The sequence below is a fragment of the Microlunatus spumicola genome, assembly GCF_039536445.1.
GTDB lineage: Bacteria > Actinomycetota > Actinomycetes > Propionibacteriales > Propionibacteriaceae > Microlunatus > Microlunatus spumicola.
On the sequence record NZ_BAAAYR010000001.1, the window covers coordinates 1,630,091 to 1,643,309 of the forward strand.

Annotated in this window: 13 protein-coding genes; 5 read left to right on the plus strand and 8 right to left on the minus strand. The window is 70.4% G+C overall.

Annotation, left to right across the window (positions count from 1 at the left end; genetic code table 11):
* Positions 1-263: 263 nt before the first annotated feature.
* From ABD665_RS07510 to ABD665_RS07530, 5 genes are read left to right on the plus strand one after another with little or no spacing between them, the layout of a single operon-like run.
* A complete protein-coding gene (locus ABD665_RS07510) occupies positions 264-1,292 on the plus strand; it encodes an NAD(P)-dependent oxidoreductase (protein ID WP_204911527.1) in 1,029 nt (342 codons plus the stop codon).
* A 16-nt stretch (positions 1,293-1,308) separates the two neighbouring features.
* The gene (locus ABD665_RS07515) at positions 1,309-2,286 is read left to right on the plus strand and encodes a dihydrodipicolinate synthase family protein (protein ID WP_204911526.1); all 978 of its coding nucleotides are present in this window, start codon (positions 1,309-1,311) and stop codon (positions 2,284-2,286) included.
* A complete protein-coding gene (locus tag ABD665_RS07520; protein ID WP_204911525.1) occupies positions 2,283-3,071 on the plus strand; it encodes an SDR family oxidoreductase in 789 nt (262 codons plus the stop codon). The genes ABD665_RS07515 and ABD665_RS07520 overlap by 4 nt, the downstream gene beginning before the upstream one ends.
* Entirely contained in the window at positions 3,068-4,261 is a 1,194-nt protein-coding gene (locus tag ABD665_RS07525; RefSeq protein ID WP_204911524.1) for an aminotransferase class I/II-fold pyridoxal phosphate-dependent enzyme, read from the plus strand. The genes ABD665_RS07520 and ABD665_RS07525 overlap by 4 nt, the downstream gene beginning before the upstream one ends.
* Positions 4,262-4,287: 26 nt before the next feature.
* Positions 4,288-4,695: a DUF1304 family protein gene (locus tag ABD665_RS07530; RefSeq protein WP_204911523.1), complete on the plus strand. Its 408-nt coding sequence runs from the start codon at positions 4,288-4,290 to the stop codon at positions 4,693-4,695.
* A gap of 384 nt (positions 4,696-5,079) precedes the next feature.
* Here ABD665_RS07530 and ABD665_RS21655 read toward each other — a convergent pair whose 3' ends face one another.
* The 8 genes from ABD665_RS21655 to sufD all read right to left on the minus strand — a co-directional run bounded on the left by ABD665_RS21655 (position 5,080) and on the right by sufD (position 13,179).
* Entirely contained in the window at positions 5,080-6,846 is a 1,767-nt protein-coding gene (locus ABD665_RS21655) for an NACHT domain-containing protein (protein WP_425562117.1), read from the minus strand.
* An 804-nt stretch (positions 6,847-7,650) separates the two neighbouring features.
* The gene (locus ABD665_RS07535) at positions 7,651-8,154 is read right to left on the minus strand and encodes a GNAT family N-acetyltransferase (RefSeq protein ID WP_204911521.1); all 504 of its coding nucleotides are present in this window, start codon (positions 8,152-8,154) and stop codon (positions 7,651-7,653) included.
* A gap of 157 nt (positions 8,155-8,311) precedes the next feature.
* A complete protein-coding gene (locus tag ABD665_RS07540; protein ID WP_344741650.1) occupies positions 8,312-8,731 on the minus strand; it encodes a metal-sulfur cluster assembly factor in 420 nt (139 codons plus the stop codon).
* Positions 8,728-9,195, minus strand: coding sequence for a Fe-S cluster assembly sulfur transfer protein SufU (gene sufU / locus ABD665_RS07545; protein ID WP_204911520.1), 468 nt, complete (start codon positions 9,193-9,195; stop codon positions 8,728-8,730). The genes ABD665_RS07540 and sufU overlap by 4 nt, the downstream gene beginning before the upstream one ends.
* Positions 9,192-10,499 (minus strand): SufS family cysteine desulfurase, encoded by a 1,308-nt coding sequence (locus tag ABD665_RS07550; protein WP_204914024.1) that lies wholly within the window; start codon positions 10,497-10,499, stop codon positions 9,192-9,194. Before ABD665_RS07550 ends, sufU begins: the two co-directional genes overlap by 4 nt.
* A 110-nt stretch (positions 10,500-10,609) precedes the next feature.
* Positions 10,610-11,377 (minus strand): Fe-S cluster assembly ATPase SufC, encoded by a 768-nt coding sequence (gene sufC / locus ABD665_RS07555; RefSeq protein ID WP_204911519.1) that lies wholly within the window; start codon positions 11,375-11,377, stop codon positions 10,610-10,612.
* A gap of 3 nt (positions 11,378-11,380) precedes the next feature.
* Positions 11,381-11,776, minus strand: coding sequence for a non-heme iron oxygenase ferredoxin subunit (locus ABD665_RS07560; RefSeq protein WP_204914022.1), 396 nt, complete (start codon positions 11,774-11,776; stop codon positions 11,381-11,383).
* A 26-nt stretch (positions 11,777-11,802) separates the two neighbouring features.
* Positions 11,803-13,179, minus strand: coding sequence for a Fe-S cluster assembly protein SufD (gene sufD, locus ABD665_RS07565; RefSeq protein WP_344741654.1), 1,377 nt, complete (start codon positions 13,177-13,179; stop codon positions 11,803-11,805).
* Positions 13,180-13,219: the final 40 nt, after the last annotated feature.

Consider the following 13,219-nt stretch of genomic DNA (forward strand, 5'->3'; position numbering starts at 1 on the left):
GGGTGACTGTCAAGACCTCCTGAGGAACGGCCGTGTAACGGTCAGGAGACGGTCGGGAACGGCTGTTCCGGGGGCGGTGCGCCGCTCTGGACGGAGGCCCGTCCGAGGGTCTACGTTCGGTCGACAATCGACGATCCGTTCCGCAGACCCCCCGGGAGCGCCGTCGGTCCCCCCACCCCGGACCAGCCCGGACCCTCACGTCCGGCGCTGGTCCGGGCCCCCGACCACGGACGCCACCGGCGCCCCAGAGGAGCCTCCAGACCGTGCCCGGAACCACCGTGCTCATCGCCTCGCCGCTCGAGCCGGAGCTCGTCGAGCGCCTGGCCTCGGCGGTGCCCGAGGTCGAGGTGCTCTTCGAGCCCGACCTGCTGCCGGTCCCCCGCTACCCCTGCGAGCACGGCGGCACGAAGCCCGAGCTGGACGAGGCCCAGGCGCAGCACTGGTCCGACCTGCTGGCCTCCGCCGAGGTCACCTTCGACTTCGACTGGCGCGAACCGGCGTCAACGGCGAAGAACGCCCCGCGGCTGCGCTGGGTGCAGGCCACCAGCGCCGGCATCGGCGGCTTCATGACGCGCACCGGCCTCGACCAGACGCCGATCACCTTCACCACGGCCGCGGGGGTGCACGCCGTGCCGCTGGCCGAGTTCGCACTCACCGGCGTCCTCGACCTGGCCAAGGGCGTGCCGCACCTGCGCGCCCAGCAGGCCGCGCACCGCTGGGAGCGCTACGCGACCTCCTCCGTCCGCGGTCGCCGCGCCGTGGTCGTCGGCCTCGGGTCCATCGGCCGCGAGACCTGCCGGCTGCTCGACGCCGTCGGACTGGACGTCGTCGGCGTCGGACGGCCGGGGCGGGCGTACGACGTCCCCGCCGGGGTGCGGGTCGTCAGCACCGACGCGCTGGACGACGTGCTCCCGTCCGCCGAGGTCGTCGTGCTGGCCACGCCGCTCACCGACGAGACGACCGGCCTGCTGAGCCGGGCGCGCATCGCCGCGCTGCCCGCCGGCGCGATCGTCGTCAACGTCGCCCGCGGCCAGGTGGTCGACGAGGCCGCGCTCGTGGACGCGCTCACCTCGGGCCACCTCGGCGGCGCCGCCCTCGACGTCTTCGAGGTCGAGCCGCTGCCGACGTCGTCCCCGCTGTGGGACCTGCCGAACGTGATCGTCTCGCCGCACTCGGCCTCCACGCTGGTCAGCGAGAACGCCGCGCTGGTCGACCTGTTCGTCGACAACCTGCGCCGCTACCTCGGCGGGCGACCGCTGCGCAACACCTACGACGCGACGAAGGGCTACTGAGGATGAGGGACGAGAGATGACGACGACGACGGACGGAGCACCCGTGCCGGGCCGGCAGGCGCTGGCCGGCGGGACCTGGTGGATCGCCCCCACGCCCTTCGCGGCGGACGGTTCCGTGGACGGCGACGCCCTCGAGCACGCCGTCCGCACCGCCGTGGGCTGGGGGGTCGACGGCGTGACCGTGCTCGGCGTGATGGGCGAGGTCACCTCCCTGTCCGACGCCGAGCGGGACGTCGTGCTGGGTGCCGTGTCGCGCGGCGCCGGCGACGTGCCCTTCGCGGCCGGCTGCAGCGCGGCTTCGGCCCCGCTCGTCGCCGAGCGCGCCGCCCGCGCGCAGGAGCACGGCGCGGTGGCGGCCATGGTCGCCGCCCCTCCCCTGGTCCGCGACGCCGACACCGTCGTCTCCTTCTTCGGCGCGGTCGGCGAACGCTCGCCGCTGCCGGTGCTGCTGCAGGACGAGCCCGTCGCGACCGGCGTGCAGCTCGCCGTCTCGACGCTCGTGGAGGCGCTCGGGCGCAGCGGCGCCGTGGCGGTCAAGCTCGAGGACGCCCCGACCCCGCCCAAGATCACCCGCCTCCTCGCGAAGGTGCCCGACCTCACCGTCTACGGCGGCCTCGGTGGCGTCTCCGCGTTCGCCGAGCTGTCCCGGGGGGCGGCCGGGACGATGACCGGCTTCGCCTACCCCGAGGTCCTGCGCGCGGTGCGGCTGGCGCTCGCCGCCGGCGACCGGGTGCGCGCCGCGCAGGTGTTCGACGCGTTCCTGCCCCTGATCGCCTTCGAGGGCCAGCCGGGCTACGGCCTGGCCATCCGCAAGGAGGTCCTCCGCCGCCGCGGTGCGCTGGTGTCCGGAGCGATGCGCGGGCCGGTCCCGTCCGCCGGGATCGACCCGGTCACCGCGGCCGAGCTCGACGAGGTCCTGCGCCGCGTGGGGCTCGACCCGTCGCCCGACCGCTTCGACGTGGACGCCTTCCTCGGGGCGGAGGTGGGCGCGTGAGCACCACGACCGACCGCCGGGTCGCCGTCGTCGGCGGCGCGACCTCCGGGCTCGGGGCCGCCTCCGCCCGGGCCCTCGCCGAGTCCGGGCACGACCTGCTGCTCTGGTCGCGCGACCAGGGCCGCCTCGAGGCCACCGCCGCGGAGCTCGAGGCACCGGGCCGTACGGTCCGCACCGTCGTCGCCGACGCGTCGGACCCGGAGGCGGCCGCGACGGTCGCCGCGGCCGCGCTCGACACCTTCGACCGGGTCGACGTCCTCGTCCTCAACGCGGGCGGCCCGCCGGTCGCGCGGGCCGACGAGGTCACGGCCGACGGGATGCGGGCCGCGTTCCAGCTCCTGGCCGTCACCCCCGTCGACCTCGCGAACCGGCTGCTGCCGCAGATGCGCGAGCGGGGGTCGGGCCGGGTCCTCGCGATCATGTCGTCCGGCGTCCGGGAGCCGATCGACACCCTCGCCTACTCCAACGCCGGCCGCGCGGCGCTCGCCGCCTGGCTGAAGACGCTCGCGCGCACGGTCGCCGCCGACGGGGTGACGGTCAACGGCGTGCTGCCGGGCCGCATCGCCACCCCGCGCGTCGCCTCGCTCGACGCCGCCGCGGCGAAGCGGACCGGCCGCGAGGTCGAGGACGTGAGCCGCGACAGCGCGGCGTCCATCCCGGCCGGGCGCTACGGGCGACCGGAGGAGCTGGCCGCCGTGGTCGCGTTCCTGGCCTCCGACGCCGCCTCGTACGTCACCGGCACCACGATCGCCTGCGACGGCGGTGCGTTGAGGTCGCTCCCGTGACCGCGCCCGCCTTCTCGGTCGGCTCGGCCGCAGCGGCAGCGATCGCCCCCTCCGGCATCCGGGCGGTCGCCGACCTGGCCTGGCGCACCCCCGGGACCCTGCAGCTCCAGCTCGGCGAGCCGTCGCACCCCACGCCGCCGCACGTCGTCGACGCGCTGGCGCAGGCGGCGCGGGACGGCAACACCCGGTACGGCCCGACGCCCGGCGTGCCCGCGTTCCGCGAGGCCGCCGCGGCCAAGGTCGTCCGGGTCAACGGCCTGGCCGTCTCCCCCGACGAGGTGACCGTCTGCGCCGGCGGCGTCGAGGGGCTCGGGGCCACCTACCGCGCGCTGCTCGACGTCGGCGACGAGGTGCTCGTGCCCGACCCGGGCTGGCCCAACCTCGGCACCCTGGCCGTCGTGTGCGGCGCCGTCCCCGTCGGCTACCCGCTGCTCTCCGGGGACCGGCCCGGCCCCGACCTCGACGCCCTCGAGCGCCTGGTCACGCCGCGTACGCGGGTCCTCGTGGTCAACACGCCCTCGAACCCCACGGGCGGCGGCTTCGACGCCGGCACCCTCGCCGACGTGCTCGGCTGGGCCGCACGGCACGGGCTCTGGGTGGTCGCGGACGAATGCTACGACGAGATGTGGCTCGACGACCCGCAGCCGTGCGCGGCCCTGGTGGGGCAGCACCTGCGCGAGACCGGCCGGCCCGCGCCCGAGGTCGTCAGCGTCTTCTCGCTGTCCAAGACCCACGCCATGACCGGCTTCCGGCTGGGCTACGTCTGCACCCCGCCCGCACTGACCCCGGTGGTCCGCCGCGTGCAGGAGACGACGCTGTCCTGCGTCAGCACGCCGACGCAGTGGGCCGGTGTCGCCGCGCTGACCGGTCCGCAGGACCACGTCGAGGAGATGCGCGCCAGCTACCGGTCGCGGCGCGACCTCTGCGTCGAGCGGCTCGCGGACCAGGACGTCCTGACCCTGGCCACGCGGCCGTCCGGCGCCTTCTACCTCTGGCTCGCGTACGCCACCGGTGAGCCGAGCACCGACCTCGCGCGCCGGCTGGTCGTCGACCACCAGGTCGCCCTCGCACCCGGCCGGGCGTTCGGTCCCGCGGGCGAGGGCCACCTCCGGGTGTCGCTGGCCTCGGCCGACGACGTCCTGGTCGAGGGGCTGGCGCGCGTGGTCGCCGCCCTCGGCGGCACGTCCTAGCGGAACCGCACCACTAGGGTCGGCGGATGGTCGTCGCCCTGGTCGCCGCCGCGCTCGCCGCGGTCCTGCACGTCTCCATCTTCGTGATGGAGTCCGTGCTCTGGACCACGCCGCGCGTCCGCGCGACCTTCGGCATCACGAGCGACGCGCAGGCCGAGCACACCCGGCCGCTGGCGTTCAACCAGGGCTTCTACAACCTGTTCCTGGCGATCGTGACCGGGGTGGGCGTCGTGCTCGTCGCGACCGGGGGCGACGGTGGCGGCCAGCGTGGCCCCGGGCTCGCGCTCCTGGTCGCCGGCACCGGCTCGATGCTCGCGGCGGCCCTGGTCCTGATCCTCAGCGACCGCAGCAAGGCCCGCGCCGCCACCGTGCAGGGCACGTTCCCGCTGGTGGCGCTCGTCGCGCTGCTGGTCGCCGCGCTGACGCAGCCGTAGAGGGCATGTCGGCGAAATGTTCTTACGTTCGATCCTGATGAGGCTTCTGGCCCAGATGAGCAGGCGACGCCGTATTAGCGCAACTCCTGGCCCATTCTTGGTTCACGAACGGGAGCGAAATAACCAGGATTTGGCCCCCCTTGCGGGTGAGCCCGGACGAGTAGTCGAGGCGCAGTTCCTCGACCTCCCTAACGCGACCGGGTCATACCTGCCCCAGCGAGGCGGCAAGGCCAGATCACATCGCCTACCTAGAGCAAGGACCCTACCCGAGACGGCGAAGAACATCCACAAGGTCGGAGACATCGTCCGCCCCCGGCGCTTCGTGAGACTTTCCTTGCTCTTAGAAGCCTCGCTCCGCTGCGGGGCGAACACCGCTGCGCTCTCCTATCGGGGGCTCTCGCTGTCTCCCTGGTGCCACCCCTCTGTTTCGCCTCGGCGAGCGACTCGCGAGAATGCACCACCCGTGTATGCGGCGAAGTGATCGCGAACGTCGTCATGGCGGAATTGGTATGCGAGACCGGATGGCCGAGTAAGACCAAGGCGACTATTCCGCCTAAGCATCGCAGCCGGGCGTAATGGCACGCTAAGCGGAGAAGATATTATCAGGGCAACGTATCTTCGCCACAGGGCAGACGCCACCAGCTCTCCAACCAGTAGGCAGTACAGCAATGCGCTGACGAGACCAACTCGAAGACCCCACGTCGAGATAAAGCCGGCAGCAAGTAACGGGAGCACCACAATCGCGGATAGCCGTGAGATTGTATGTTCATGTTGCAGTACCGCCTCTGGCCCCATGACTCGGGCTTGATTGTCGGTAGTCAGCGTTTGACCAAACCCAACCGTTAGTCCAATCGCTAGCCAGGCGGTCAGGAAGGCTGATACGCCAATTGGTGGCGACAGAACCCAGGTTGCCACGATTCCAATTAGTAACGCAGCGCCGAGCTGAGGGAGCATTACCCTTGGTTGGGCAAGGCGCCCCCAGTCTGGAGTTGCCGGCCGAACCCACGCCTTCGTACTGGTTCGAACCAGAAGACCAGCCCAGAGTGCGGCTCCAACGACGATGCTAACTCTAGCTACCGGGCCACGACTCCAGAAGAACGGAAACGCCCATACGAACCCTGGAACCGAGAACAAGGCGCACAACATGAAGTCAAAAAGTCGCGGCTTAATGCGCCCTCCGATCGGCCAGAACCTATGCAGCACGATATTTCGCGACGATAGCGGCTGTCCCTCGAGCGAAGCCTCGCCGATAGAATTGGTTACCAGATACTGAGCGATCAGACTGAGGCGCCAGACATCGATTGAACACCGTAATCGGACCCAGATAGCGCCGCTCGAAGGCAGTGACGCTTGCACGAACTCGCTCACCAGCCGTCCGGTACTGACCGTCTGTACAACTGCCTCCCGAAGTTCCGCGTTGAGCTCACCTTCCGCTGCCCTAAGCGTGCCGGCGACGCGTGCGATCATCGCCGCACTCCATGGAGCTGCAATGACGCCTCGGAGACCTCTCGCCAGGAGGAGCTCGACCAGTTTCGATGCCTCCTCAGATTCATCTCGACCATTCAAGGTCCGTGAGATGTATGCGGTGACCGCGTCAATACTCACTGGCTGTATCTGATAAGGGATAACACCTTCGTGTTCGCGCAGATCTTCCGGTAGCGCGTCCCAGGTGTCTGTCCGAGTTGTAAGTAGAACTGGAACAGGTCGAGCCAATTCTCGCCATCGAAGCAAGGCATCAATAAAATCCGCCGCGGCCTCTCGGTCGCTATCTGTTTCCACTTCAAGCTCGTCTAGACCGTCAATTATCGGCACGACTTTTTGAGAACCAATGAGGTCAGCACTCGTGCCAGGCGATACGTTAAACTGTTTCTCCACATACTCGCGAAACCATGCTCCAACCTCGGGCCGCCCATCCCACTGGCTAGCGGGCACAATCACAGGCATCCTTCCGATGTCGGCCAGTGCTAAGCGGAGCGCCGCATCGGTTGCGGCATAAGACTTACCCGATCCAGCTCGTCCTACTAGTACGACTTGTCCACTGGAGGCCAGCAGACGACGAATCAGTTGCTCTAACGACGCATCCCCTCCTCCTCGCATGCTGCGGAATGTAAGTGGCATCGAGGTCCGTTGCTCCTGATTAAGTATCGCCATCCTTCTGGCAATCTCGGATCGCTGAGTTTCGGCCACCGAGGCTAAAGCGCTTGCCGGTCGCTTACGGACCAGTCGCCAAGCGATACCGAGAAGTGCCGCCGAAGCGGTTAGGCCAGCGAGGAGTGCACCTAGATATGTGGCGCCGTTAGCCGAAGTGGGATCATTAATCAAAGGAGGAACGTACACGAGGGTTGCAACACCGCAACCAATTCCGATTGACGCAACAATCGCGCCTGCGATCCACCTCAAAACACCTCTCACGCTAGTAGCGTAGAGGACAAGCACCCCTCTGCGGAAGTGGCCTCCGACTGTTCCTGATTACGAGCCTTTGATGCGCATTCGCTGTGACAATAATCCCTCGATGCAGCAGCTCGATAGCTGTCGCTCGCAGGCTAAACCTTATGCACACGGAGGCCTGATGGCGGCGGCTTCCTAACACGCACCAATAGCACGATTTTAATTGCCGTCAGTCCGCCCATGAAGAACGCACCTCGGCGGGGCACCACTCAAACTTTGGCCTCGGACAGGAGCCCGGCTGGTCCTATAATTCGACGATGCGGAGTTCAGTATCTTCGCGACTGCGAGGTCCTGGATGCGGGAGGCGAAGGAGTAGGCGGCAGGGTCGCCTCTCGGGCGCCCAACTAACACGTCCACTTCGACCTGGTCATCGCTTAGGACCCCGGAGCTGCCACCGCCACCTATATCGTTCGTCGGACGGTTCACAGTTAAGCGCCTTAGGCCCGGCGAGACGGTTCCCTACCTCCGAGTGCGCCGCTGAATGTCGCAGGTCCGTCGAAGCGGCGGTCAGCCGGCAGGCTGGAGGTCGGCCCGCAGGACCGCGTACAGGTGGCCGTCGTGGTAGGCGCCGTCCCGCCACTGGGCGCCGCGCGTGGTGCCCTCGCGGGTGAAGCCGGCGGCCTCGAGCGCGCGCTGCTCGGCGACGTTCTCGACGTCGGTGTGCGCCTCGACCCGGTTGGCGCGGGTGTGGGTGAAGAACATCTCGACCAGCCGACGCTGGGCGAGCCGGCCGAGCCCGCGGCCACGGTGCTCGGGACGGAGCCAGATGCCGATCATCGGGCAGCGGGAGCCCGCGTTCGGGCCCCAACCCCGCCAGTGCCAGCTGATGTCGCCGACGACCTGGCCCGCCTCGTCGACGACCGTCAGCGCACCGGCGTCGTCGAGGCGGGACGGGGCCGGGTGCGTGCCCACCGCGATCGGGCCGAAGTCGTCGAACGGCGAGTCGCCGCCCACCAGCAGGGGCAGGTCGGACGGGCGCTGCGGCCGCAGCGTCACGGCGGGATCGGGCACGGGCGGATCGTAGTCGGTGTGCACAGACGAAACGCCCCCTGAGGTCGTCGAAGGGCCTCGAAGAGGTCGGCGCTCCTGCACGGCACTGGTGCCGACGCTGGACCGACCCGTTCCGGGCCCTTCGACGAGCTCAGCGGGCGTTCTCGTCGGACTGGGCTCAGACGTTGAAGCCGAGGGCCCGGAGCTGCTCGCGGCCGTCGTCGGTGATCTTCTCCATGCCCCACGGCGGCATCCAGACCCAGTTGATGACGAAGCGCTCGACCAGGCCCTCGAGGGCCGTGTCGGTCTGGTCCTCGATGACGTCGGTCAGCGGGCAGGCCGCGGACGTGAGCGTCATGTCGATGGTCAGCGAACCGTCGTCCTCGAGGTTGAGGCCGTAGATGAGGCCGAGGTCGACGACGTTGATCCCGAGCTCGGGGTCGACGACGTCCTTCAGCGCCTCCTCGATGTCCGCGATCGTCGCGCGGGCGGCCGGGGAGTAGTCACCGGCACCGTTCACGTCGGGCAGGTCGTCCTGCACCAGCTCGGACGGGCGCATGCCCTGCTGCGGGGTCTCCGTGGTCAGCTCGCTCGTCATGCCGCTCCTTCGGTGGTGTGCTGCTCGTGCTCGGAAAGGGCCCGTGCGGCCGCGTCCTTGAACGCCGACCAGCCCAGCAGGGCGCACTTCACGCGCGCCGGGAACTTGGCCACGCCCGCGAAGGCGATGCCGTCCTCGAGCCGGTCCTCGTCGGGCTCGACGGTGCCGCGCCCCTGCATCAGGGTCAGGAACTCGGCGTGCAGGTCGAGACCGTCGGTCACGCTGCGCCCGATGACCAGGTCGCTCATGACCGAGGTCGACGCCTGCGAGATCGAGCAGCCGAGGCCCTCGTACGAGACGTCGGCGACCGTGTCGCCCTCCAGGTGCAGCCGGAGGGTCACCTCGTCGCCGCAGGTGGGGTTCACGTGGTGCACCTCGGCCTCGTACGGGTCGCGCAGGCCGCTGTGGTGCTTGGCCCGGTAGTGGTCCAGGATGATCTCCTGGTAGAGGTCCTCGACGTTCACCGCGCACCTCCTTCGGTGGTGGTCCGGCCACGACGCGCGGGGCGGGTGCCGGCGGGACGGCTGAAGAAGCCGACCGTGTGGTTCAGGGCGTCCACCAGGACGTCGATCTCCGAGGTCTTGGTGTAGAGGTAGCTCGACGCGCGCGTCGAGGACTGCACCCCGAAGCGCTCGTGCAGCGGCCGCGCGCAGTGGTGCCCGCCGCGGACGGCGATCCCCCGGGCGTCCATGAGCTGGCTGACGTCGTGCGGGTGGATCTGCTCCCCCGCGTGCGTCTGCATCGTGAGCGAGATGGCCCCGCCGCGGTCGGCCGTGGTCGTCGGGCCGAGGATCCGCAGACCCCGGACCGTGCTCAGGCCCTCCAGCATGTACGCGGTGATCAGGCGCTCGTGCGCCGCGACCTGGTCCATCCCGAGGGCGGTGAGGTAGCGCGCCGCCGCGGCCAGGCCGACGGCCTGCGCGATCGGCGGCGTCCCCGCCTCGAAGCGGTGCGGCGGCGGGGCGAAGGTCGACCCGGTCATCCGGACCGTCTCGATCATCTCCCCTCCACCCAGGAAGGGCGGCAGCGACGCGAGCAGGTCGTAGCGGCCCCAGAGCACGCCGATGCCGGTCGGGCCGACCATCTTGTGCCCGGTGAAGGCGACCAGGTCGGCACCGAGCGCCTGCACGTCGACGGGCATCTGCGGGACGGACTGCGAGGCGTCGACCACGACGGTCGCCCCGTACGCGTGCGCCGCCGCGGCGACCTGCGCGACCGGGTTCACGGTGCCCAGGACGTTCGAAACGTGCACGAGCGAGACGATCCTGGTGCGCTCGTTGATCAGCCCGGACGCGAGCCCGCCCTCGACGTCGAGGCGGCCCTCCTCGGTGACGTCGAACCAGCGCAGCGTGGCGCCGGTCCGCTCGGCGAGGAGCTGCCACGGGACGATGTTCGAGTGGTGCTCCATGACGGAGACGACGATCTCGTCGCCCGGCCGGAGCGCGGCACCGAGCGTGTGGGCGCAGAGGTTGAGCGCCTCGGACGCGTTCTTGGTGAAGATGATCTCGTCGCTGGACGTGGCCCCGACGAACTCGGCCAGCACGGCGCGCGAGGACTCGAACGCCTCGGTCGCCTCGGCACCGAGCAGGTGCATGGCGCGCGCGACGTTGGCGTTGTGGCTGAGGTAGTGGTCCTCGATCGCCTCGACGACGCACCGCGGCTTCTGCGAGGTGTTCGCGCTGTCGAGGTAGACCAGCGGCTGCCCGTCGGCCGTCGTGCGCTCGAGGATCGGGAAGTCGGCCCGGATCGCCTCGACGTCGAAGGGGATCGGCTCGTCCGTCCCCGCGAGCGACTCGGCGCCGTCGAGCTCCCGGGGCTCGATGACCTCCGGGTACTCGGCGGCGCTCGACGAGCGCCCGTCCAGCTGCGTGGTCATGGTCAGACCGCCGCCGCGGCCGCGCGCACGTACTTGTCGTAGCCCTCGGCCTCGAGCTGCTCGGCCAGCTCCTGGCCGCCCTGCTCGGCCACCTTGCCGGCGACGAACACGTGCACGAAGTCCGGCTTGATGTAGCGGAGGATCCGCGTGTAGTGCGTGATCAGCAGCACGCCGCGGTCGCCCTGCGCGGAGAAGCGGTTGACGCCCTCCGAGACGATGCGCAGCGCGTCGATGTCGAGGCCGGAGTCGGTCTCGTCGAGGATCGCGAACTGGGGGTTCAGGAGCTCGAGCTGGACGATCTCGTGGCGCTTCTTCTCGCCACCGGAGAAGCCCTCGTTGACGCTGCGGTTCGCGAACTCGCGGTCCATCTGGACGCGGTCCATCGCCTCGTTGACGTCCTTGACCCAGGTGCGGAGCTTGGGCGCCTCGCCGTCCATGGCCGTCTTGGCGGTGCGAAGGAAGTTCGCGACGCTGACGCCGGGCACCTCCACCGGGTACTGCATCGCCAGGAACAGGCCGGCGCGGGCGCGCTCGTCCACGCTCATCGCGAGCAGGTTCTCACCGTCGAGCGTGACGCTGCCCGAGGTGATCTGGTACTTGGGGTGGCCCGCGATGGAGTAGGCCAGCGTGGACTTGCCGGACCCGTTCGGGCCCATGATCGCGTGCACCTCGCCGCTGGCGATGGTGAGGTCGACCCCCTTGAGGATCTCCTTGGCGCCGGACTCGGTGTTGACCGAGACGTGCAGGTCGCGGATCTCGAGAGTGGACATGCGTTACTCCTGGCTGAGGGTGCGCGGGGTCGTCCCCGCAGCGGATGTGGTGGTCGGTGCGGCGCCGGTCGAGGCCGTGTCGTCGGGGTCGGGTGCGGCGCCGAGGTCGACCAGGACGTCGTCGCCCGAGACGCGGCAGCGGTAGACCGGCACGGGCTCGGTCGCGGGCAGCCCGAGGGGCTCACCCGTACGGAGGTCGAAGCGCGAGCCGTGCAGGTAGCACTCGAGCGTGCACCCCTCGACGTCGCCCTCGGACAGCGGCACCGCCGCGTGCGAGCACTCGTCGGCGATGGCGTAGAACCGGTCGCCCGTCCGCACGATCGCGACGTCGGTCCCGTCGACCTCGACGGCGAGGGCCGTCTCGGGGGCGACGTCGGCGACGGAGCAGACCCGGACCAGGCCGGTCTCGCCCGACGCGACGGCGCTCACGACTGCTGCCTGGCGATCGCCGCCAGGTCGTCGTCGGCCGCGAAGGCGTGGTGGCCCGCGTCGTCGGCGTCGCGGCCCTCGATCTGCTCCGGGGCGACGATCGGCGCCTCGGCGTCGGTGCCGGCCTCGGTCGCGTCGTCCCCGGCGCTCAGGCTGGACGACGCCGGTGCGCCCACGGTCACGGCGAGCTCCGCCTCGACCGCGGCGAGGAGCCGGGACTCGACGGCCGGCACGCCGATGCGGCGGATGATGTCGGCGAAGAAGCCGTGCACCACCAGGCGGCGGGCCTCGACCTCGTCGATGCCGCGGCTGCGCAGGTAGAAGAGCTGCTCGTCGTCGAAGCGGCCGGTCGTCGAGGCGTGGCCCGCCCCGGCGATCTCGCCGGTCTCGATCTCGAGGTTGGGCACGGAGTCCGCGCGGCAGCCGTCGGTGAGGACGAGGTTCCGGTTGGACTCGTACGTGGTGATGCCCTCGGCGACCTTGCGGATGAGCACGTCGCCCACCCAGACCGAGTGCGCGCCCGCGCCCTGCAGCGCCCCGCGGTAGTCCACGTTGCTCGTCGTACGCGGCGCGTTGTGGTCCACGAACAGCCGGTGCTCGAGGTGCTGGTCGGCGTCCACGAAGTAGAGGCCGAGCTGCTCGATCTCGCCGCCGGGTCCCGCGTAGTCGGCCGTCTCGACGAGACGGACTAGGTCGCCGCCGAGCGAGGCGGTGAGCGTACGGACGTGCGCGTCGCGGCCGACGCGGATCCCGACGTGGCCGGCGTGCACCGCGTCGTCGTCCCAGAGCTGGAGACCGGCGAGGTCGACCCGCGCGCCGTCGCCGACGAGCAGGACGACCGAGCTGCCGAGCACCGCGGAACCGTGGTGCTCGAGCACGATCGTCGCCTTCGCGAAGGCCCCGACCCGGACGACGAGGCTGCGGAACGCCGCGGCGTCCGTGCCCTGCCCGGTGACCGTGATCATGATCGGCTCGTCGAGCTCGACCTCGGCCGGCACGTCGACGAGCGTCGTCTCACCGGCGTTGGCCACGGCCAGCGCCGCGATCCGGTCGACCGGCGCGGGCCCGCCGAGCGAACGGGCCTCGGCGCCGTCGATGGTCGAGACCCGGACCTGCTCGGGCGCGTCGACGGTGACGTCGATCGCGCCGGAGGGCAGGTCCTCGGCGTCGAGCAGGCCGCGGAGCCGCTTCACCGGCGTGAACCGCCACACCTCCTCGCGCCCGGTCGGGCGGGGGTGGTCGGCGAGGTCGTACGAGGCGACCGGGTGCAGGTGGGACGAGATCGTCTCCACCGCACCGGCCACCGCCGCGACCGAGTCGTCGGGGGCAGCGTCCGGCACGACCTCGAGGGGCGCGTCGATCTGGACGGACAAGTCAGGTTCCTTCGGGTGGTTCGGCAGGGACGGGGGCGGC